Origin of the sequence: Metabacillus mesotrionivorans (genome assembly GCF_052171315.1) — a bacterium.
In the GTDB taxonomy this organism is placed as follows: domain Bacteria; phylum Bacillota; class Bacilli; order Bacillales; family Bacillaceae; genus Bacillus_P.
The window spans coordinates 407,182-428,564 of sequence record NZ_JBQMFF010000002.1 but is presented as its reverse complement, the minus strand read 5'-3'; the positions used below and the strand labels follow the sequence as shown (position 1 = coordinate 428,564).

At 42.3% G+C, this 21,383-nt stretch carries 25 protein-coding genes; 19 read left to right on the top strand and 6 right to left on the bottom strand.

Annotated features, from left to right (window positions below; genetic code table 11):
• The first annotated feature begins 27 nt into the window (after positions 1 to 27).
• Entirely contained in the window at positions 28 to 1,185 is a 1,158-nt protein-coding gene (locus ACTSEZ_RS06990; protein ID WP_369734068.1) for an MFS transporter, read from the top strand.
• A gap of 47 nt (positions 1,186 to 1,232) precedes the next feature.
• On the opposite strand, the gene ACTSEZ_RS06985 is transcribed toward ACTSEZ_RS06990, so the two are convergent.
• Both ACTSEZ_RS06985 and ACTSEZ_RS06980 read right to left on the bottom strand, forming a co-directional pair.
• Positions 1,233 to 1,778 carry a GNAT family N-acetyltransferase gene (locus ACTSEZ_RS06985; RefSeq protein WP_369733451.1) on the bottom strand — a complete coding sequence of 182 codons (546 nt, stop codon included), beginning with the start codon at positions 1,776 to 1,778 and terminating at the stop codon, positions 1,233 to 1,235.
• Positions 1,779 to 1,858: 80 nt separating this feature from the next.
• Positions 1,859 to 4,921 (bottom strand): efflux RND transporter permease subunit, encoded by a 3,063-nt coding sequence (locus tag ACTSEZ_RS06980; RefSeq protein WP_369733450.1) that lies wholly within the window; start codon positions 4,919 to 4,921, stop codon positions 1,859 to 1,861.
• A 221-nt stretch (positions 4,922 to 5,142) separates the two neighbouring features.
• Here ACTSEZ_RS06980 and ACTSEZ_RS06975 point away from each other — a divergent pair, with 221 nt between their 5' ends.
• The 5 genes from ACTSEZ_RS06975 to ACTSEZ_RS06955 all read left to right on the top strand — a co-directional run bounded on the left by ACTSEZ_RS06975 (position 5,143) and on the right by ACTSEZ_RS06955 (position 10,735).
• On the top strand, positions 5,143 to 7,026 hold the full coding sequence (locus ACTSEZ_RS06975; protein ID WP_503129015.1) for an LTA synthase family protein: 1,884 nt from the start codon (positions 5,143 to 5,145) through the stop codon (positions 7,024 to 7,026).
• 229 nt (positions 7,027 to 7,255) lie between these two features.
• A complete protein-coding gene (locus tag ACTSEZ_RS06970) occupies positions 7,256 to 8,251 on the top strand; it encodes an ABC transporter ATP-binding protein (RefSeq protein WP_369733448.1) in 996 nt (331 codons plus the stop codon).
• A gap of 13 nt (positions 8,252 to 8,264) precedes the next feature.
• Complete coding sequence (locus tag ACTSEZ_RS06965) at positions 8,265 to 9,053, top strand: ABC transporter permease (RefSeq protein ID WP_369733447.1); 789 nt, start codon at positions 8,265 to 8,267, stop codon at positions 9,051 to 9,053.
• A 12-nt stretch (positions 9,054 to 9,065) separates the two neighbouring features.
• Complete coding sequence (locus ACTSEZ_RS06960) at positions 9,066 to 9,860, top strand: ABC transporter permease (RefSeq protein ID WP_369733446.1); 795 nt, start codon at positions 9,066 to 9,068, stop codon at positions 9,858 to 9,860.
• A gap of 161 nt (positions 9,861 to 10,021) precedes the next feature.
• The gene (locus ACTSEZ_RS06955; protein ID WP_369733445.1) at positions 10,022 to 10,735 is read left to right on the top strand and encodes a YwaF family protein; all 714 of its coding nucleotides are present in this window, start codon (positions 10,022 to 10,024) and stop codon (positions 10,733 to 10,735) included.
• Between the two features lie 280 nt (positions 10,736 to 11,015).
• Here ACTSEZ_RS06955 and ACTSEZ_RS06950 read toward each other — a convergent pair whose 3' ends face one another.
• The gene (locus tag ACTSEZ_RS06950) at positions 11,016 to 11,138 is read right to left on the bottom strand and encodes a DUF4023 family protein (RefSeq protein WP_369733444.1); all 123 of its coding nucleotides are present in this window, start codon (positions 11,136 to 11,138) and stop codon (positions 11,016 to 11,018) included.
• Positions 11,139 to 11,300: 162 nt separating this feature from the next.
• On the opposite strand from ACTSEZ_RS06950, the gene yodN reads away from it, so the two are divergent.
• Positions 11,301 to 11,975 (top strand): germination protein YodN, encoded by a 675-nt coding sequence (yodN, locus tag ACTSEZ_RS06945; RefSeq protein WP_369733443.1) that lies wholly within the window; start codon positions 11,301 to 11,303, stop codon positions 11,973 to 11,975.
• Here yodN and ACTSEZ_RS06940 read toward each other — a convergent pair.
• Positions 11,972 to 12,142 carry a hypothetical protein gene (locus ACTSEZ_RS06940; RefSeq protein WP_369733442.1) on the bottom strand — a complete coding sequence of 57 codons (171 nt, stop codon included), beginning with the start codon at positions 12,140 to 12,142 and terminating at the stop codon, positions 11,972 to 11,974. The two genes, yodN and ACTSEZ_RS06940, sit on opposite strands and share 4 nt — an antisense overlap.
• Positions 12,143 to 12,283: 141 nt before the next feature.
• Here ACTSEZ_RS06940 and ACTSEZ_RS06935 point away from each other — a divergent pair, with 141 nt between their 5' ends.
• On the top strand, positions 12,284 to 12,460 hold the full coding sequence (locus ACTSEZ_RS06935) for a YozD family protein (protein ID WP_081414131.1): 177 nt from the start codon (positions 12,284 to 12,286) through the stop codon (positions 12,458 to 12,460).
• Between the two features lie 23 nt (positions 12,461 to 12,483).
• Here the strand turns inward: ACTSEZ_RS06935 and ACTSEZ_RS06930 are convergent, their stop codons facing one another.
• Entirely contained in the window at positions 12,484 to 13,575 is a 1,092-nt protein-coding gene (locus tag ACTSEZ_RS06930; RefSeq protein WP_369733441.1) for a DUF2515 family protein, read from the bottom strand.
• A 111-nt stretch (positions 13,576 to 13,686) separates the two neighbouring features.
• Here ACTSEZ_RS06930 and ACTSEZ_RS06925 point away from each other — a divergent pair, with 111 nt between their 5' ends.
• From ACTSEZ_RS06925 to ACTSEZ_RS06880, 10 genes are all read left to right on the top strand, one after another.
• Positions 13,687 to 13,851, top strand: a complete 165-nt coding sequence (locus ACTSEZ_RS06925; RefSeq protein ID WP_369733439.1) for a hypothetical protein — start codon at positions 13,687 to 13,689, stop codon at positions 13,849 to 13,851.
• Entirely contained in the window at positions 13,851 to 14,666 is an 816-nt protein-coding gene (locus ACTSEZ_RS06920) for a serine/threonine protein kinase (RefSeq protein WP_369733437.1), read from the top strand. The genes ACTSEZ_RS06925 and ACTSEZ_RS06920 overlap by 1 nt, the downstream gene beginning before the upstream one ends.
• Entirely contained in the window at positions 14,653 to 15,423 is a 771-nt protein-coding gene (locus tag ACTSEZ_RS06915) for a sporulation protein (RefSeq protein WP_369733436.1), read from the top strand. The genes ACTSEZ_RS06920 and ACTSEZ_RS06915 overlap by 14 nt, the downstream gene beginning before the upstream one ends.
• A 179-nt stretch (positions 15,424 to 15,602) precedes the next feature.
• Positions 15,603 to 15,893: a hypothetical protein gene (locus tag ACTSEZ_RS06910; RefSeq protein WP_369733435.1), complete on the top strand. Its 291-nt coding sequence runs from the start codon at positions 15,603 to 15,605 to the stop codon at positions 15,891 to 15,893.
• Positions 15,894 to 15,930: 37 nt separating this feature from the next.
• A complete protein-coding gene (locus tag ACTSEZ_RS06905) occupies positions 15,931 to 16,152 on the top strand; it encodes a hypothetical protein (RefSeq protein WP_369733434.1) in 222 nt (73 codons plus the stop codon).
• A gap of 786 nt (positions 16,153 to 16,938) precedes the next feature.
• The gene (locus ACTSEZ_RS06900) at positions 16,939 to 17,973 is read left to right on the top strand and encodes a class I SAM-dependent methyltransferase (protein WP_369733433.1); all 1,035 of its coding nucleotides are present in this window, start codon (positions 16,939 to 16,941) and stop codon (positions 17,971 to 17,973) included.
• 88 nt (positions 17,974 to 18,061) lie between these two features.
• Entirely contained in the window at positions 18,062 to 18,931 is an 870-nt protein-coding gene (locus ACTSEZ_RS06895) for a sulfite exporter TauE/SafE family protein (RefSeq protein WP_369733431.1), read from the top strand.
• Positions 18,932 to 19,094: 163 nt separating this feature from the next.
• Positions 19,095 to 19,241, top strand: coding sequence for a hypothetical protein (locus ACTSEZ_RS06890; protein WP_369733430.1), 147 nt, complete (start codon positions 19,095 to 19,097; stop codon positions 19,239 to 19,241).
• Between the two features lie 24 nt (positions 19,242 to 19,265).
• Entirely contained in the window at positions 19,266 to 19,889 is a 624-nt protein-coding gene (locus tag ACTSEZ_RS06885) for a phosphatase PAP2 family protein (RefSeq protein ID WP_369733428.1), read from the top strand.
• Between the two features lie 52 nt (positions 19,890 to 19,941).
• A complete protein-coding gene (locus tag ACTSEZ_RS06880; protein WP_369733426.1) occupies positions 19,942 to 20,250 on the top strand; it encodes a hypothetical protein in 309 nt (102 codons plus the stop codon).
• Positions 20,251 to 20,289: 39 nt separating this feature from the next.
• On the opposite strand, the gene yoyE is transcribed toward ACTSEZ_RS06880, so the two are convergent.
• A complete protein-coding gene (gene yoyE, locus ACTSEZ_RS06875; RefSeq protein ID WP_369733425.1) occupies positions 20,290 to 20,433 on the bottom strand; it encodes a protein YoyE in 144 nt (47 codons plus the stop codon).
• A 180-nt stretch (positions 20,434 to 20,613) separates the two neighbouring features.
• On the opposite strand from yoyE, the gene deoD reads away from it, so the two are divergent.
• Positions 20,614 to 21,318, top strand: a complete 705-nt coding sequence (deoD, locus tag ACTSEZ_RS06870) for a purine-nucleoside phosphorylase (protein ID WP_029280764.1) — start codon at positions 20,614 to 20,616, stop codon at positions 21,316 to 21,318.
• Positions 21,319 to 21,383 lie beyond the last annotated feature (65 nt).

Genomic DNA, 21,383 nt, shown 5'->3' with positions numbered 1-21,383 from the left:
GCACCGCTGTGGACAAAGTCGTTTGTGATGCTCATGGTTGGAAATTTGTTTATTTTTATGTCGTTTCAGATGCTGATTCCGACGCTTCCGCCCTACATAAAGTCCCTTGGGGCCTCAGGTCTTGAAATCGGGCTTGTGACTGCACTGTTTTCAATAGGAGCTGTATTAAGCAGGCCGTTTATAGGCTATATGCTCGAATACAGGACACGCAAGCCGCTCGTGCTTGCCGGAGCTTTAGCCCTTCTTGCCATTACCATCGTATATCCGTTATCAAGCATGATTTTCATTTTTCTGCTTTTTAGGTTTGTTCATGGTCTTGCCTGGGGGTTTTCTACAACAGTAAACGGTACGGCTGCCGTAGATGTGATTCCGAAATCGCGTCTTGGTGAAGGCATGGGCTATTTTGGCCTGTCCGTTACGCTTGGAATGATTATTGCGCCAAGCCTTGGGATTTATCTTTTTGGCGTCACTTCATTTAACAACTTAATTTACATTTCATGTGCTCTTGGCCTGATTGCGTTTGGGCTGCTTGCAGCAGTCCGGTATCACACGCCCGAGTCGGTAAAAACGACTAAAAAGGAAGACTTGTCTTTTTCATATGTGGGTTCACTTGTTGAAAAGTCAAGCTGGTATCCTGCATTTATTACGATGATTGCAACTTTTGGATATGGTTCAGTTGTCACATTCATCGTGATATTCGGTGAGGAGCGGGGGATAGACCAGATTTTTCTTTTTTACTTGTTTAATGCTATTATGGCATCTGTTTCAAGGCCGGTTTCAGGGAAATGGTTTGATCAGAAGGGACCTAAGGGTTTAATTATTGTTTGTTCGGCCTTAACTTTTGCAGGACTCTGGGTTCTGTCACTCTCCCATACAAATGCAGGAATAGCTGCCGCCGGAATTCTGTTTGGAATCGGCTTTGGTTCCCTGCTTCCGACGCTTCAGTCTTGGACGCTCTCCATGACCCCTGACAACAGAAGGGGAGTAGCGAACGGCATGTACTTTTCTGCGATCGATTTTGGAATCGGATTAAGCGGAATTGTCTTCGGAATTCTCGCCCAGTTTGTTGAAACGGCTGTGCTCTTCCAAATTTCGAGCATTTTCCTGCTTATCCCGGTGGTGCTGACGCTTCTTGAAGGAAAACTAAGCAAAAGAGAGCATTTGGTTTTAAAAGAGAATACGTGATAAAAAAAGCAGGTCTGAACATCAAATCAGACCTGCTTTTTCGTCGATTATTTTTGCTTCCATTCACGTGCAAGCATTCCGTAAACAGCATGATCCACAAAATGATCATAAAGCCATTCTGCTTCTCGGATGGTGCCTTCATGTTTATAACCGAGGCGTTCTGGAATGCTTCTGCTCTTCGTGTTTTCTGCTGCCGCCCTGATTTCAACTTTGTTCAGTCCGTATTCATTAAAAGCAATCTCTGTCAGTGTTTCGGCGACTTTTGTCATAATGCCGTTTCCTTGAAAATCTTTACCGAGCCAGTATCCGATATAGGCGGTTTTGTTTGGCCAGCTGATGGAATTGAATCCTGCTGTACCCGCTATTTTTCCTTTGTAAAGAATGACTGTACTTAAGCTTTTATTATCGGCAAATCCACGGAGAGTGCCTTCAATAAATGCCTTTGTATCTTCTTCCTTGACTGTGAAATCAAGCCAGGGAAGCCATTCTTTCAGATGACTTCTGGATGAATCAGTGAGTTCGAACAATTCCTTTGAATCTCTGATTTCCGTTAATTTAAGTGAGAGTTCATCATTAATCTTATGTATAAACATTGAAATTCCCCCAATCTTTGTCTATTTATCTACTATACAGAAAAAGAAAAAGGCTGCCAATCCCGGCAGCCTTACTTAAATTACGCTTTTTTCTTTCTTGAACGGAGTTTATCAACCGTTATAAACAGGGCAGGCACAATCAGCAGGGTCAGGATCGTCGAGAAGAGAACCCCAGAAACGATGCTGATGGCGAGCGGTTTAAAGAGCGGATCGTTGCTGAATGCCACAGGCAGAAGGGCAACGAGCGCCGTGAATGCTGTCAGCAAAATCGGACGGATCCTTGCGCGTCCGGCTTCAATAACGGCTTCGGCACGGTCGTAACCTGCTCTCATGCGCTGTTCGATAAATTCAAAGAGAACAACAGAGTTCCGGACGACGATTCCAGCAAGAGAAACGATTCCCATTGTGGCCATGAAGCTGAATGGTGTCTGAGTGACGAATAATCCTGCAACAGCACCGGCAACGGCAAGATAGACTGTTCCGAGCACCAGCATTGGAAGAGAAAGAGAGTTAAACTGAAAGGCAATCGTGATGTAGATCAGAACAAGTACAACTAAGAACAGAAGACTGATTTCAATGAAGAACTTCGTCTGATCGTCGTTTTCTCCGCCGAGTGTCAGGGTATATCCTTCACTTGAATAGTTCTCCTTATAGTCATCTACGATGGATGCGACATCCTCTTTGAACGTTTCTGATTCACCAGGATATGCTTTAAGTGTAATTGTGCGTTCCCCGTTTTCACGCGGAATGGTCTGATACTGCTCTACGGTTTCTGTTTCAATAAATTGACTTAGAGGAGCCGTCTGAGGCACGGGACCTTCAGATTGAAGAGGAACCAGAATTTCATCCAGTTTGATGCCTTCTTCATGTACAGCAGGATCCTGTTTGATCAATAAGTCTATATTTTCACTGTTATTTTTGAAGGTTCCCATTGGTACGCCTTCAGTTACTAAACGGATCTGATCACTTACAAATTTAGGATCAAGGCCGCTTTCTGTTAATGCTGTGCGGTCAAGCTTATATTGAACAGAAGCAACAGGCTCTTTCACATTATCAATGATCAGTCCGCTGTCTGCATTTTTAATGTCAGAAGCGAGTTCGTTTTTAATCTCGTTCAGTTTGTTGAAATCCTCGCCGCTTAATTTCACAGTAACAGGTGCACCAGTTGGAGGACCCTGAACAATCGTTGTTAAGAAAATTTCGGCTTCAGGATATTTTTCCCTGAGTGTATCTGTATGTTCTTCAATAAATCCATCAGCTGTAACGGCTTCGTTGTCGATGCGTGTGACGATCTGTCCGGTATTTGGACCTGCATTTTCAACCGTTTCACTAAAGAGACCGGGTACTCCCGAGCCTGTAAAAATAGCTGTCTCTTCTGTTTCTTTAATAGCGAGAAGATCGGTTTCCATTTCTTCAAGGACAGTATTCGTTTCTTCGAGGGTATAATCTGTCGGCATTGTAACCGTAACAGTAATTTCTTTCTTGTTTGCTGACGGGAAAAACTCGAACGGGACAAAGAACGCCAGCAGGAAGATAAGCGTCGTTCCGATAATGCCGGTTATTCCTATTAAAACCGGACGCTTAACAATTTTTTTAAGCAGCGTGTCAGCATAAAAATCAGACAGCTTCTTCAGTGGGCCTCCCAAAAAACCAGGCTCCTTTTCACTGACGCGGATTTTCCGCTTGTTCACGGCGTACTGGTAAACAGGCACCAGTGTAAGCGAAATAATCATGGAAGCGGCAACGGTCAGGATCAGCACAGAAGGCAAAGAACGGATAAACGAACCATTTGCACCTGACAAAAGAGTAAGCGGCAGGAAAGCAAAGATTACGGCGAGTGTAGAAGTCACAATGGATCCCCAAACCTCTTTTACGCCATCTTTGGTTGCCTGCAGGGCATTTCCATTTTTCTGAAGCTTATATTGTCTTAAAATATTGTCGTTGACGACAATCGCGTCATCAACAAGAATTCCCAGGGCGATGATCAGCCCAATGACCGAAATCTGATTCAAATCCACATCCAAAAAAGGCAGCGGAAGGGTTCCGAGTGTAATGGAAAGCGGAATGGCAAGAGATACGATAAAGGCTCCGCTGAGAGTAAGCCCGAGGGTGGTAATTAGGATAACTGCAAGTACAGCAATGGCAGCCTCTTTGATCAATTCATCAAATATTTTATCTACATCCGCTTTTTGCGAGTAGTAGGTTTTCAGTTCCACATTGTCCGGAAGGCTGAGTTCATCCTTTAATTCTTTGTCGACCTTTTTAAAAGTAGCCGGAATATCAAGACCGGATTCGATGTTTACTGTAAATGAATAGGCAGGTTTGCCTTCAAAAGAAACGATATCTTCCTGCTTTTTTTCCGTCAGAACTAGCTTTGCTGCATCTCCAATTTTGACAGCTTCTTTAGTGATTGGAGACAGTACAGTTATGTCTTCGATTTGATCAATATCCTTGAACTGATCGAGAGTAAGACGAGTCGTTTCACCGTTTTGGGACGTTTCGCCAAGCGGTGTTGTCTTGTATTCGTTGTTGATGGCTTCAATAATGTTAGAAACATTCAGTCCATTTTCTGCAAGAACTTCACTGTCAAGTTCAAGGATAGCTTCTTTTTCCTTGAATCCTTTTATGGTGACGCCTGATACGCCATCAAGGTCTTGAATCTTCTCTTTTAAACGGAGTATTTCTTCCTGGCTCTGTTTAAGCGTATCTGTGCTTTCTGCTGTAAACATGTACGATGCTACAGGAAGTCCTGTCTGAGCCTGTTTGACCTCAGGATCAAATGCTTCCTCAGGAAGTTTGGAAGCGGCATCCGATACTTTTTGCTTTAGGTCGGATGTGATTTTTTCTATATCCTCGTCATCTTCGACTTCAACTATGACATTTGAGAATTCTTTTGCCGAAACAGAATTCAGGCTCGCGACGCCATCAGAGTTATTAATGGCATCTTCAAGCACTTCTGTTACATCACTTTCAACGACCGCTGCTTCTGCACCCGGATAAACCGTTGAAATGGTTACGATGTTGGCCGAGAACTCTGGCAGTTCGCGTTTAGGAAGCTGATAAAATAAATAGCCTCCGACAAGAATAATAACGAAAAATAAAATGATGATTAATTTTCCGCGTTTTAGAAAGCTCTCGAACATAAATAAGTTCCTCCTTCAATTAGGTCAAATTTGACTAAGTAAACTATAGCACACTTGAAGCGTGATTTTCATTTCCGAATGTGTTAAAAATTTGTGAACGGAAAGAAAGAGGGGAAATGTAAATTTAAGATTACAAAAATTAATATTTTGTAAATCTTTTTGTTGTATCTTCCATTACTTTTGATATGATGGAGTGAACATTATGTAATTATTTAATAAGGGTGAGTGCAGGATTGTCATATTTTAATAGAAATAAAAAAAGCTTGTTTCTCTTTTTTAGCATTGTCTTTACAATCAGTGGATTCTGGTTTTTGAAATCATTGTATTTCGTACATGAAATGGGATTGTCCCCCCACAAAAAATTTATTCTCACAGCATCGGCTGGGCTGGCATTATGTCTGGCTGCCCTCCTTGCCACAGGCAGATCCATTGTAAAATTCACAGCTGTTTTTCTCATTTATTTTTTACTCTCGCTTTTGCTGTATGCAGACGTGCTTTATGAACGTTATTATGACGGTATTCTGAATTTAAAGCTTGCAGGGCAGGCGGGTCAGCTTGGAGATGTCAAAGACTCCATTCTATCTTTGGTTTATCAGACCGACTATCTTTACTGGGCTGATGTGCCGGCAGTTGCTTCAGTTCTGATATTCTGTTATTGGCTGAAAACAGAGGAAGTGCGGAAATGGCAAAGCAGGGCAATTTTTGCAGCTGGTGCAGCTGCCCTTATTTTTACTTCTTTCTTCCCGTTTAAAGACACTTTTTCAGATCAGTACAAAGTTTCACTGACTGGAATTCTGCCTGCACATATTTATGACTTTAAACAAATGACTGTAAACGAAGCATTTGCCAATGAAACGTTTATTGGGGATAAAAAGAAGACTGAAAAGCTTCAGGAATATTTCAGGAAGAACCAGGAACTGCAGAAGAAGTCACCTTATTTCGGCAGATTCAAAGGCAAAAATGTCATTATGGTCCAGGCAGAATCCCTTAACGTATTCCCCGTGGGACTGACCATTGACGGGGCAGAAATTACACCAAATTTGAATAAGCTGATTAAGGAGAGTCAGTATTATCCCAATACGTATCTTCAAATTGGCCGCGGAAATACGTCGGACGCCGAATTTGTAGCCAACAATTCAATCTACCCGATGGCGCCAAAAGGAATTTACAATGATTTTCCGGAAAACAAATTTCTTTCGCTTGGAAACATTCTGGAAAGCGGAGGCTATACAACAAGTGCCACCCACGGCAATATCCCGGACTTCTGGAACAGGGAAGCAGCCTATGACAATCAAGGCTACGAAACGTTTTATCATAAAAATCATTCAAACATAGAATCTGATGAAATCATCGGAATGGGCATATCAGATGAGAGTATCTTCAGACAAATGACCGAAATCTATGCAAATGAAACGAAGCCATTCTATAGTTTTATTGTTTCCCTCACGAACCACAGACCGTTTGTTATGCCAGAGAAATACCGTGAACTTGAACTTCCGGGCAGATTTGACGGGACCAATACAGGGCATTATCTGCAGTCTGTCCATTATTTTGACAAAGCATTGGGTCTCTTTATTCAGGACCTCAAAGAAAAGGGGCTTTGGGACGAGTCCATTTTTGTCGTCTATGGCGACCATTACGGACCTCTCCCGATGGATGAAAAAGAGATTAATAACCTGCTTGGAGTTCCGTTTGATGAAAAAGCACAATTTAATATCCCTCTGATTATTCATCATCCGGATCAAAAAGAAGGCACTGTCAATGAAGTGACTGCCAGTCAGATGGATATTGCCCCTACAATTACTTCGCTTCTTGGAATTGAACAGCCGTTAATTCAATTCGGCAGGCCGCTGGACTCAGTTACGGAAGGCTTTGCGGGCTTTGCATATGAAACGACGAGATACTCATTTTATTCCGATCAGTATGATTATGCAGCTTCGCATACAGGCAACTTTAAATCAGGAAAATGCATAAACAACAGTTCAGGAGAAGTAACGGATGTTGAAGCATGCAGAGAAAACTACGAAAAACTTGTCCAGGATATAGAGTGGTCATCTATGTTCCTTGAAAATGACCTCCTTCTAGAGCTCTTCAATAATTATTGACTGTGACGCCAGAGTGATGGGCAGGAGGAGGCCTTGAGCCTTCCTAAAACCGTGTATCCAAATAGATACACGGTTTTTTATTTTGAAAGGACGTTTTTAATAAAGGAAGGCTGCAATGCTTGAAGGAATTTTTTGAAAGCGCATCAAAAAAGTGATTTACAAAATTTTCTATCAGTTTTATAATTTTATAGTTGCAAAAAAATACAGACAGCAAAGGGGGAACATCAGATTGATCGAAGTGCGGGATTTAAAAAAGGAATACAAGCTGGTAAAGAGAGAACCAGGTTTAAGAGGAGCAGTGAGAGCACTCTTTAAACGTACATACGTGACGAAAACAGCTGTCAAAGGAGTTACTTTCAAAATTGACCGCGGGGAAATGATTGGGTACATCGGTGCAAATGGTGCCGGAAAGTCAACTACCATCAAAATGCTGACGGGAATTTTGACACCATCTTCTGGGGAAGTAAAGGTTGGCGGAATTGTTCCCTATAAAAACAGAAAACAAAATGCGAAACAGATCGGTGCGGTTTTTGGCCAGCGGACTCAGCTGTTCTGGGACATTCCGGTATCTGAGTCGTTTGATCTGCTCAAATATATTTATGAAGTGCCTGAAGAGCAGTTTAAGGAAACACTTGATTTGTTCACAGAGGTCCTGCAGCTGAAACCGCTGCTTTCGATACCGGTAAGGCAGCTTTCGCTTGGGCAGAAAATGAGATGTGAGCTTGCAGCAGCATTTCTCCACAGACCGGATGTGGTCTATTTAGATGAACCGACTATCGGACTTGATGTGGCAGTGAAAGTACGGATCCGGAAATTTATTAAGGAAATGAATGCCCGGTTTGGAACGACGGTGCTTTTAACAACGCATGATATGCAGGACATTGAAGAGATTTGCAGCCGAATCATCATCATCGACAATGGATCCATTTTATACGACGGCGGCCTTCATGAAATAAAAGACACGTTCGCGGCTAAGCGGGAAATTCATTTTGAGGTCGAAAATGTGCAATCCTTCTCATACCCGGCCGCTATTAAGGACAGAACAGAGCTTAGAGTAGTCGATGAAGATCAGCAGCAAAAAGTCATCCTTGCATTTTCTCAAAAGGATGTGGCTGCTTCAGAAGTGATTTCTGCGGTTTTATCTGAAAATGACATTATTGATTTATCTTTAAACGATCCAAAAATCGAAACCATTGTAGAAGAAATTTATAACCGCGGACTATAGGGGGTTTTAAGAAATGACGAAATACCTGATGTTTGCAAAATCCCAAATGCAGATCAACACTGCATACTCCGCGTGGTATTGGGCTGGAACAGCATCATCCATCATGCGTCTGATGATCATGTTTTATTTTTGGCATGCCGTTTACGACGGAAAGGACACTATTCAGAACCTTACGCTGCAGGATATGCTGACGTATATTGTGGTGGCCATGTTTATTCAGGGATATGTTTCCGGAGTTGGGAATGAGCTGGCACACGATATCAGGGACGGGAACATTGCCATTGAGCTGATGAGGCCTTATGATGTGATTTTTAAACTGATATTCATGGATTTTGGCGGAAAGATCACACATTTTTTCAGGGAAACCCTGCCTTTGATGGTGATTGCCTTTTTGTTCATCGATCTGTCTCTTCCCGGCTCGGCGGAAGCGGCACTCCTGTTTATCATCAGCGCGGCACTTGGAGTCTGGATTGGCACGTTCTTTGATTTGATGATAGGCATCATTGCTTTTTGGACGGTAAACGTCTGGGGTCTGAGAGTCCTGAAAGAGGGAGTCATCACGTTTTTCTCCGGAGCTCTTGTTCCGATTACGCTTTTTCCCGGATGGCTTGAAACATTGAGCTCTTATTTGCCGTTTCAGGCGATGGTATTTACGCCTGTTTCTATATATACAGGTATTCTGAAAGGCAGTGATGCATATCTTGCTCTGCTGATTCAGCTTGGCTGGTGCTTCGGAATGTTTCTTATCATGAAACTGATTTGGTCCCAGGCGATCAAAAAAGTGACCATTTTCGGCGGGTAAGGGGGTAATACAATGCTCAAACGGTATACAAAGCTGTATTATATTTTTGCGAAAAATCACATTAAGGTCATGATGGAATACAGGGTGGATTTTTTCATCGGAGTGATCAGCGTGATGCTTCAGCAGTTCGCAAGCATCTTTTTTGTGAAAGTAGTGTTCGATCATATTGAGCAAATTAACGGCTGGACGTTTTATGAAATTCTTTTTATTTACGGCATTGCCGCAACAGGCAGGTCTCTGCATCATATATTCTTTGATAATTTATGGACGCTTGGGTGGCAGTATGTGAGGCCCGGGCAGATGGACCGGCTTCTTATCAGGCCGATCAATCCCCTGTTTCATGTATGCGCAGACAGGCTGCAGCAGGATGGACTGGGTCAGCTTGTAATCGGGATACTTATTCTTGCAGCAGCCTTTCCGCAGCTGAATCTGGCATTCGGATTTGCAGATTGGCTGATGCTCGTTGTGATGATTGTTTCAAGCGGTTTGATTTACATTGCCATAAACTTGTTTTTTGCCACATTCTCCTTTTGGATGATCGACAGCCTGCCTATTGTATACGCTGTTTTTAATCTGAGTGAGTTTGCTAAATACCCGATGACGATCTACAACAAAACCATTCGTGTCTTTTTAACGTGGGTCATTCCGTACGGGTTTACGGCCTTTTATCCGGCGGCATGGTTCCTTGACAGAGAAGGGTATGCTTTTGTCGGGATTCTGTCCCCATTAGTCGGTTTAGTCAGCATAGCTCTTGCCTATGTTTTCTGGCTGTATGGATTGCGGGCTTACGCGAGTACCGGAACGTAAGGGAGAAAGCAGCCGGCACAAAAAATAGGGTGAATTTGACCACGTGCGGATCAAATTCACCCTTTTTTTGTAATCTGTTTGTTTTATAGCCGCGCCTCTTTTTTTCACGGATAGACTTCCTGTTAAAGTGAAATCTAATAAAAAACATGAGAGGTGAGGGCGTGGAAGAGTACCTTCAGTATCGTCCAGAGGGAGACACATTCAGTCTGTTTTCTGCAGAGCACATATGGACGCTAGTTATTATATCTGTATTTATTCTTGGAATAATGCTGTTAAAAAAGAGCTGGATGCCGCATCAGCATTCCATCAGGCTGGTTCTTGCAGCAATATTGTTTCTTGCGCTGATCACTCACCAGATATGGCTGCTGAGTGAACATGCGTGGTCTGCAGCATCTGCCCTGCCTTTGCATGTAAGTGATCTGTCCGTCATATTCGCTTTCATCATGCTCATAAACGGGTCGGAAAAACTCTTCCAGTTTTTATATTTTGCAGGAATTGCAAGCTCTGTGCAGGCTCTATTGACTCCGGACCTCGGCACCTATCATTTTCCGCACTTTCAGTACCTTGTCTTTTTTATCTCGCATGGGACTGTTATTCTGGCGGTGCTGGTCATGCTGATGGCTTTTTCCTATAAAATAACCTTCCGGACAGTATGGGTATGCGTTCTGATTGTTAATTTGTATGCTGCCATCATTTTTGCCGTAAACAAGTGGCTGGGGTCAAACTATATGTTCCTGATGAAAAAGCCTGAGGGTGTGTCTTTGCTTAACGTGCTTGGCAAATGGCCGTGGTATTTAATCTGGGCGGAGCTCATCATGATTGTCAGTTTTCTGCTGCTGTTTTGGATGTATAAGAGAGGAAGACTGCATGACTAATCATAAGAAAAGCGGAGCCAAAAGGCTCCGCTTTTCTTATTGTCCAGCTACAGCGCTCAGCTCCTCTGTCAGAACGGAACCGTCGCCAAAGGCAATAAGCGCCTTTACCGCCGTTTCCTTATCTGACTCCCGGAGATAAACGAGCGCTTCCGCTTTTCTTACTGTCCAGCTCCAGCGCCTAACTCCTCGGCCAGAACGGCTCCGCCAAAAAAAGCAAGACCGGCTTTTTCCGGCGGAGCCTTTTCTGTCCTTCGGAGCTAACCAGGCGCTTCCGCTTTTCTTACTTATTCGTCTTATTAGGCTTCTTCTTCCCCGGGTTGCTGCTGCCCTGGTGCTCGCGGTTGTTTTCGTCTTTTTGCTGTTTTTGCTGCAGGCTGTTTACGAAGTTTGATGTGTTCTCCACGGTGAGTCCTCCTTGAATTGATTTTTAGGTTCTTACTATTTCCTTCTTGATGAACATTCATGAGTCCATCTCGGAATCCTTTGCTGTTTTGCCTATTACTTATTTTGCGCTCCGGCATATACTATTTTATCTTTTATGAATCGCGGCAAAGGAGGATCTATCGTGAACAAAAAAATACCAAAGTACAAAGTCGGGGATATTGTCGTGATTGTTATGTACAGTACGGTCGGGACAGTGACGAACGTTCATCAGATCGATCAGCATTATCTTTACGAAGTGAACCACAGCGAGATTTTGTACTTTGAAAACGCGATACAGCTTTACTCTGAATACACCGGGAAGGTGATTGATTCCGAGAAGATCGAAATTGAGTTTCAATACCATATCGGGGATATTGTTCAAGTGAAGGGCTATGAAGAAGAGCTTTTCAAGGTGGTTGGATTCCGGACTGAAATCTGGAGATACACAGAAGATGGCTGGGAAGACATCATTTATGAACTGATGAGAATCAACGACGGGGAATGGCTTGAAGCATCCGAAGAAGAGCTTGTTTTCGTCATGGGGAAAAAGCAGGCAGGCACATTTGTCCAGCAGCTTAGCCTGATGCATATTGTTTCGCAGGAAACAAATGGGATTGAGCAGCTTCTGGCAAAAGAAAAGCTGCCTAAGCAGGAACTCCCCGCGAAGAAAGTCAAGCGCAGCAAACGTGATATTGTTGATGAACTTTTAGATATCTATAATGACTATTTATTTATGTATGATATGTTTGGTGATCTGGAATACAAGGAAATGATGGATTTTATCATCGACAGTTTAAGAAAATATACGAACACTTAATGAAAAAGCGATATGAGAACGTAAATAAAAAAAGGAATACATCCATAAAGCATGATTGTTTGAAGACATGCAATCATCTGTTTGTGAACGCATTCAAATCCTTCTCCGTCTAAAAATACAAGAAATTTATTCGTTTCCTGTTTTGCAGCAGCTTGTCCATTTTTCATTTTCAGCATCTCCTTTTTTTGTTGATCTATTTATTCCATCGTATGCACCGTGAAAAAAGAATATGAAAAGAAAAATGTTTGATTTGCAAGACATAGATGATACAAGTTGGACATATAAACAATTACTAAGGGGGCGATGTTGTGAAAGAAATTGAAGTAATCATTGATACCGAAGAAATGGCTGAATTCTTTTACAATGAGCTGACAAAGCGGGGATATGTTCCCTCGGAATCGGAGCTTGATACGATCGCGGATATTGCATTTGATTATCTTCTTGAAAAGTGCATTATTGACGAAGACCTGGAAGACGTTGATTAAACGGCGAGATTTCTCGCCGTTTTTTACATGCCGCGTTTTAAGAATGGTTTTGTTAGAAGCTTCATCGACCCCATTTTCAGGAGATCCATTTTTACGTTTTTTGTCATATCCCTGTACGTTTTCTTTTTATCAAAGCAATCAAAGTCAGACACCATCTCCGGATCCTTCAGCCAGTCAGGCCACGGGTAATATTTATGGGATACATCATTCCACACATCTGCAAGCTTCGGGCTGTATATTTTTTGATGGGGATCAGATGCAAACAGGTTCGGCCAGTAATCCTCCCGTGAGCCGGAATGGGGAAATGTTTTTGCAAATAAAAGAGCTGACGGGAATACCGCGGGATGAAACAAGGTGCTGTAAAGGGATTTGCCAATGCTGATCCTTTCTTTCGGATCGATAAACTGTCCTATTTCAACTCCTGCCAGTGAAAAATACTGATCATACCCTCTTTTTTTAAAGGGGAAAATAACGTTTGTAAAACCGCACCTTTCTTGAAGCAGATAAGGAATGGACTTTAAAATGTCTGATGATTTTGATACAAGCTGCTGCTCGACATACTGCTGTTCATTCGTAATCAGCGCAAGGGTAAGCAACTCCGATTGCTTTGTTTCATAAAACTGCGCCCAGACTGGCTCCATAAATCTCGAAACATGTAAGGCGGGGAGCAGACGGAACAAAGACCTTCTGCTTTTCTTGCTCTCCTCATAAAGCAGAAGCTGGGGATAAGCATCGTGGAAAATCAGGGCATTTGCTGATTCAAGAAAATGAAACAGAGAGTTCCGTTCATTTTCGGATAGAAAGTGGCTCACCAGACTGTTTTTCAAATCAGTCATGCTGTAGCCGCCGTTTCGGGAAACCATGTGGGCTAAAAAAGCCCAATGAACCTCCGGATTTTTTATATAGAAGGAAAGATAAGCTTTTGTCCTCGTTACATTATTCAGGTTGTAAGATGCCGTAACAGCCCGGATGTTCCGGATTATTTTCGATTCTTCACCGTACACAATAGATGGACCCGGCTGATCAGCCATCAAGTAATCTTTAAATGCTTTTTTCTCTGCGTGACCCATAAGAGATGAGATCGTTGGTTTTTTAAAAAGGGGGAGGAATGTCATTTGTGCCAGCTCCTAAAACCTTGCCTCTTACTTACATATGAAAAACCTGAAACTTTTGTTCACGCGGAACGTATGAAAAGAGCAGGAACTTTTAACGAAAGAGGGATTGTCATGCTGAAAAAATTGATTGAATCGTTTCTCGGAAAAAAATCGCACCGCAGATACAGCAGCAGCGACCGAAGAAGCAGACCATATGGAAATCCTTCCAAATACGGCTATAAGCACTACAAACGCAAATCAAAATCGAGCAGATTTTCAGGATCCTACAGCAGCTGATGAAGAACATTCTCCTAAAATACGGAGAGAGGCCGCTAAAGGCCGGTGATGTAATTGATCATCGATATACCATACAGAAAGTTCTTGGAAAAGGAAGCTACGGCATCACATATCTTGCTTTAACAAAAAGAGATGAGCCGCTTGTACTCAAACAGCTTAGGGCATATAAGGCGGAAACAGAAAGCGGCATCTCGTCATTCAGGCTTGAAAAAGAACTGCTGGCAGAACTCAGCAGTCCGTATTTTCCGGCTTATTCAGGGTCATTTTTTTGGAACAACAAGCATTTCATTGCAATGGAGTATATTGGGGGAGATACGTTTGAAGATTTAATCTTCCTGAAAAAAGAATCATTCGGAGAGAAGGAATCTTTCCGTATTTTGTTGAAAGTAATAGAGGCTGTAGAGGTTCTTCATGCAAAAGGGATTGTGCACAGGGACTTGAGGATTCCAAATATCCTCTTGAAGGATGAATCCATCAGAATCATTGATTTCGGACTTGCGGTAAGAATTGGAGAGGGACCGGATCCTGCAGAAATGGGGAAGTCTTTTTCCCGTGAAAAAAGACTTTACAGAGAACGTTCTTTTCAAAGCGACTTTTATGCGCTTGGCCACTTTGTTCTTTTTCTGCTGTATTCGCAATATGTCCCTGTAACGAAAAAGAACAGAAGCTGGGAAGAAGAACTTGCAATAACTCAGCACTCAAAAGATACGATTAAACGGATGCTCAAGCTTCAGCAGCCATATGACAGGATTGAAGACCTGAAAGCTGATGTTTTGAAGTGTGCAGATGGAGGAGAAGAAAATGTCATTTTTTAATAAAATTTTATCAAGTGTAGGAATTGGGGCTGCAAAAGTAGATGCAAGACTGGCATCTGACAGGATTGCTCTTATGGATGAAGTAAAAGGCATCATCCATGTTCAGGGGGGAAATGTTGAGCAGCAGATTGATGAGATTTATCTGTCCCTCCAAACAAGCTACTTAAAAGAGACAGATGATAAAAAGTATTATCAAAACGCCACAATCACCAAAATCAAAATCAATGAGCCATTTGTCATCATGGCAAATGAAGTGAAAGAAATACCGTTTGCGTTTCAGCTTCCTTCGGATACTCCGATTACTCTCGGTTCATCAAAAGTATGGCTTGAAACAGGGCTGGATATTAAAGGGGCCGTTGATCCAAGTGATAAAGACCGGATTGAGGTCCTTCCACCCGCCATTGTTCAGACCGTATTTGCCGCTTTAAGAGATCTCGGATTCAATTTGCGCAAAGCAGAAAACGAGGCAGCTCCATACCACCTGAGAAAAAGGCTGCCGTTCATACAGGAATTTGAATTTTATCCGACTGCAGGTCCGTTCAGAGGGAAATTGGATGAACTGGAGGTCGTGATTTCAAATATCAGTCCGCAGGGAGTAGAGCTAATGCTTGAGATCGACAGGAGAGCAAGAGGCCTGGGAGGATTTTTGTCAGAAGCGCTTGAAATGGATGAGTCTCTTGTTAAAGTGATGATTCCAAATGCGGATCAGCAGGCCATCCGCAGAACATTGGAAGATGTTATCCAAAGATACAGCTGATTTTAAAAGCGGCAAGTTCATCTTGCTGCTTTTTCTATTTTTAGTTGAAGAAGTCATTTTTTAACTAGACTGGCATCAGCTATTGCATAAGGTTTCAGGACAGTCAGAAAATGACCATACTTGTTCGAATAGTATAGCGAGAAATCGGTCAGAAAAGAGAGAAATGAGGAGGATGCAGCATGATTTACGAAATAGAAATAGGCACGGATAAGGGAAAACTGTCATTAATAACCCTTGGAAAAGAAAAAGAAGAAGTCATTGAATGTCTGCAGACAGACCGCTTCTTTATCGGATACACCTATACTGGCCTTACATTCGGCCTTAATGCAAATGAAATCGTTTCATTTGATATTCAAAAGCGGGAAACACTGCCGTCTATGCTAGTTGAAGCATTAAAAGATGAGTACGGAGAAGGAATGACTGAAAAGCTTCCATTTTTGACTTCTTTGCTTTATGAAGAAGTGAAATAAACATATTGGCTCAGAAAGAGGGAAGGGATGGATAGATATGAACGAGAATCTCTGGATGAAAAAGTATACAGTCCTGGATAAAACAAGAGAGCAGCTGATTCAAGATCTGGAAATACCGGCTTCTTATTTTCCATACATAGATGCTGCAAAATTAAGGATTCAGGAAACGGGAAATAATGGACCCGTTTATGATGCAGGAGATCAATTTCTGCAGTTTTTGAAGGATGAGTACTATTCTTCAGAGGGCACAGCAGGCTGAGAGGACAAAAAGGCGTTTCCTATGAAGCGTCTTTTTGTATATAAAGATGCCGGAACACAACAAAACGCTGTCTATGTATACCGGACATAAACAGCGTCTTATTTCAATCCAAACATATTCACTTTTAAGTTCGATCCTTTCTTACTAAAACCCATTCGCTGCTTTCCATCAATTGATTTGTTTCAATTAACATAGTGCACGATGAATCAGTTTATTCCCATTGCTCTTTTTAACACAAGTTTAGCATAATGCTTTACTATAACACTTTTGAATCAAATTTCTTATCATACTAACTCATCTTAATTATATTGCTTTCTCACTCTGGCTTCCCCGCATATCCACATGCTCCGAAAATAGTTTTCACCGGCTATTTTCCTGCGGCAGCATGATTACAATATGCTTCGCTAACGGCAGTCATTGGAATCATCCCCTTTAATAAGTCGGATTCACTGATTTCCCGCATATCCACACACCTCAAAATCAGTTTTCACGGACTGATCTTTTCCGAGATGAGCTACTGATATGCTTCGCTGACCGTCTTCATTGGAATCACGCCTTCCTTTGATTGAGTAAATTCATCTTAACAAAATCTTTACGTAATTTAAAGATTCAGAATTATCTGTATAAAGCTGAATATAGTCATTTTACCTACCTCATCTCTCTCTCTCTCGTTTTTTCGAAGTATTTCAGCTTTTTTCAAGTAAGAATGAGTGGACAAATTGATTGATTCAACAGATAATCGTTGTTAGAATGAATGTAAAATTCTGACTAAAAAGAGGTGCTGCAATGATCACCGCACATCGTCCGTTTACAGAAGAGGATCTGGGTAAAACAGCTTTAACAGAAAGCTTTAAAATTGACTTGCGCACATATACAGATGAAGAGAAAGATGCGTTCTTTACGTCAAATGTCGTAAGTGACTGGTCGCAGCTCTCCTGGAAAGAGACAGGAAAACCGTATGAAGTGAAAACCTTATCAAAGGACCGGAAGGTATGGGAAAAAGAAAACGGGTTGTCCATGCCGGTGCACACATCTTGGGAATATTTCAATAAATCGTTTCACGAGTGGTTCATAAAAGATGTGCCGGGAGAAATGGAGGAGCTCAGCCGGGAATTAAGGATGCATTTTTCTGCTTTTCGTCCTGCAGAGGTAAGGGAAGTACTCGGCCGGTCATTTAAACTAAGGCTCTGGAATTACATCCACAGGATGGAGGACGGCATTTGGGATCCTCGGGGAAAACGCGCATTGTTTGAAGGGCTGGATGTAAGCAAGCCAAAAATACTGTTTCTCGGCGCGGCAGAAGGGTATGAGGCTATGCAGCTTGCAGCCATGTATCCAGGTGCGGAAGTGGTTATGGTGGATTATGATGCGTACTGCAGGGACAGCAGGTTTGCCGAATTTCCGGAGCATTATCCTTTTTTAGGTCAAAACCCTCAGACAGGCAGCCACAAAGTCTATTACAAAAATGACTTTAACATCACCTATTTGGTCGATGACATTCGCAATCTTACTTTCGGAAAAGAATTCGATATTGTGATCAGCGTTGGTATGATTGAGCATTTCCCCGATGAGCAAAAGCCAGAAGCCATCGACTGGCATAGAAAGTTTTTAAAGGACGGCGGTTATGCCATTCTGACAACGCCAAGGGCACAGGCAAAATCAAAACTGTACTATCAGATCATGGCGGATGTCATGAATCATACGTACAGAGAATTAATGACGATTCAGCAAATGGGCCTATATATTTATGAAAACGGTTTCGATATCCTGCGCCACGGCTTTATTAAAGTTCATAACGGTGTAATCGCAAGGCCGAGGTGAAGTTGAAAGATTCTGATTACAAGGCATACCTTTTATTTTCTCCCCAGGACCGATAAAATAGGAATTGACGGCTATTTTTACCAGAGGTGTGATTCTTATTTTTATCTTATACGCAGGACTCGGTTTACTGATTGGTGTTTTGTCTGGTTTTTTCGGCGTTGGAGGCGGATTTATCCTTACTCCGGTACTCCTGCTGCTCTCAGTTGATCCGATTACTGCCATCACCATAAGTTTGATGTATACAATCGGAACATCAGTTTCCGGTGTATTCGCACATTTGAAAATGAAAAATGTCAAATGGAAGGAGGCAGCCCTGATTGGCGCAAGCGGAGCGGCAGCTACACAGGCTGCCAATCCATTTGTTTTCTTTTTAAGTGATCATCAGTTGGATGAAACAGTGATTCCGCTTGCTTATGTTCTTCTCCTTGGTTATTTTTCATGGAGTCTGCTACTCAGGAAGGATAAGAAAGCATCATCAGGCAGAAAAAAGGGCATAAAATTGCTGATTCTGGTGTTTACAGGCGCGACCGGAGGTTTTGTTTCAACTCTTCTAGGGGTTGGAGGGGGCTTTATACTTGTGCCGCTTTTGATTTCCCTGTCCGGATTTAAACCGAGGGAAGCAGTGGGGACAAGTCTTATGAGTGTTCTTTTCATTGTTACGGCCGGTTTTATCACATATTACGCAAAATCACCAATTAACCTGTCAGTTGGAGCCATGCTGATAGCAGGGGGACTTGCAGGTGCGCAGGCAGGAGCATACTTGACATCGAGGTTTGAACAGGCGGAGATCAGGACGCTCCTTGGAAGTTTGTACATCATTACCGCAATGAGCACCGGATTGAAGCTTGCTGGCCTTGAATATGTGGGGATGATTGTTCTTATTGTTTTTATAGGAGGACTCTATGTGAAAATGGGTCTTAAAATTGGAAAGCAGCTTAAGGAAATCCGTTCAAGGTGAACGGATTTATTTGCTGTATGAAAAAGGAAAACCAGAATGACCCGCGTCTTTTTGAGAGACAGGCAGCATATTTATGGAAAGAATGGCTCCGAAACACATGAATGGATGACTTTTTTTCAGTAAAAATAAGAAGGCATCTATTTATGATATGGAGGAATGATTCATGGCACATAAACATCAGAACAGCGCTGAGCAAAAAGCAAAAAAACAAGATCCGGGTCAATATAAAGAAGAATTCTCAACTGAAGTCGCACATAAACCACAGCCTGCTCCAGGGCATAAGGAACATAAACGAAACAAAATGAATTAAGCAGTCCGTGGGAGGGGAGAAGCCGTGAAAAAGATAGCCGCCTTTTTTCTCCTGTTTCTTTTACTTGCATGTATTTACAGGATAGATGGTATTCAGCATGCTGAAAATTTCGTTGTAAAAAAAGCTGAAACGTGGCGGTCAGAACCGGCAACTGCTGTGTTCCTGGCGGTCAGCGATGCCGGTTCCATAAAAGCCGAATACCCTGTGCTTTTATTTGCGACCTTTCTTCTTCTGCTGAATAAAAACGTTTTAGCTCCTGTCTTTTTATGGATTGCGTTTTATTCTGCACGCTATCTCAACACCGGACTTAAAGATCTGTTTGAAAGGGAAAGACCATCTTTTCATGCGGTCATTGATGCAGCCCATTACAGTTTTCCAAGCGGCCATGCAATGAATTCCACCGTTTTCTATGGATTTATTTGCTACCTATTGCTGGCAAACACATCAGCAGCGAGCCGTACAAAAAAGAAAAGGTTCTGGGCGGCTGTTTTTTTTATAGGATTGATTGGGTTAAGCAGAGTATATTTAGGCGTTCATTATGCCATTGATGTAGCAGCAGGATTTTCCGCAGGCATTGTGGTGCTCTTAATACTGATCAGGCTGTATGAATGGATTAAAATGTTAATCGACAAAACTAGTGCAGCTTAGACGAAGGAATTAAGGCAGCAGTCACCTAATATGTAATATGGGGGTGGCATGTATGGGATTAAATCTTTTTGAAGCGAGGCCTCAGACATATGAGGTTACCATCTTTCAAACGCCGGAATATGGACAAAAAAATGGATACAAAGAAGTATACAGGATGAATCTGGAGGCAGCGGGCCACATTGATGCCATGCATCACATCTTTTGCATGTTTAATGTGAAAGACAGGGTACCCAAAGACTACAAGGCAAGGTTTATTGCCACCGGCGATATTTTGCTGATTGATGAGCGAAAGAGGGGACAGACTTTTTATAAGCTGTTTTCAGGCGGCTGGAAGAAAATAAGCAGAATGCAGGTAAGGTAAGGGCAGCGACAGTGGCTGCCCTTTCTTATTGATTTTCTTCTATATGTGGTTTCCAGGACCGTTTTTGCGTTTTTCGGGGGAAGCTTCTTTTCCATGTGCATCATGCTCAGCCTCAATAGCTTCAGCCGGAATATGATTGTTTTTTTTCTGTCCATTGACTCTGTTTCGATGTTTTTTGCCCATCAGTATCCCTCCTTTTCCCACCTATTTTTCTCGAAATAAGCCGTTTTCACACCAGTAAATAAGTATCATGTATAGAATCGAAAGGAATCCCGAAAAATGTAGAAAGGGAAAAGATTTTTTCAGCAGGATTATGGTATATTGAAAAAGCACCTTTTTTACATAGAAACTGGAGGTATGAAAATGAGTGTTCATATAGGAGCAAAACCAAATGAGATTGCAGAATCCATTCTGCTGCCTGGAGATCCGCTGCGCGCAAAATATATTGCGGAAACGTTTTTAGAAGATGCTGTCTGCTACAATGAAGTGCGCGGTATGTTAGGATACACAGGAACTTACAAAGGCGAAAGAATTTCCGTCCAGGGTACTGGCATGGGCGTGCCATCCATCGCGATTTATGTAAACGAACTGATTCAAAGTTATAATGTGCAAAAGCTGATCCGTGTTGGAACTTGCGGTGCGATTCAGCAGGATGTAAAGGTCCGTGACGTTATTCTTGCGATGAGCGCCTCAACAGATTCGCAAATGAACAGATTGACATTTGGCGGAGTTGATTATGCTCCGACTGCTGACTTTGACCTGCTGCGCTTTGCTTATGAAGCAGGAAATGAAAAAGGCTTGAAATTGAAAGTAGGCAACGTGTTCACCGCCGATATGTTCTACAACGACAATTCAGAGCTTGAAAAATGGGCCAAATACGGCGTACTGGCCATCGAAATGGAATCCGCCGCCCTTTACACACTTGCTGCTAAATTTGGCCGCCAGGCACTTTCTGTTCTGACAGTAAGCGATCACATTCTTACAGGGGAAGAAACGACATCTGAAGAGCGTCAAACAACATTCAATGAAATGATGGAAATTGCGCTTGAAGCAGCGATCAAAAAATAAATGTACAAAAAAAGACGCGCGAAATTTTTTCGTGCGTTTTTCTTATTTTTCGACAAAATCTGTCA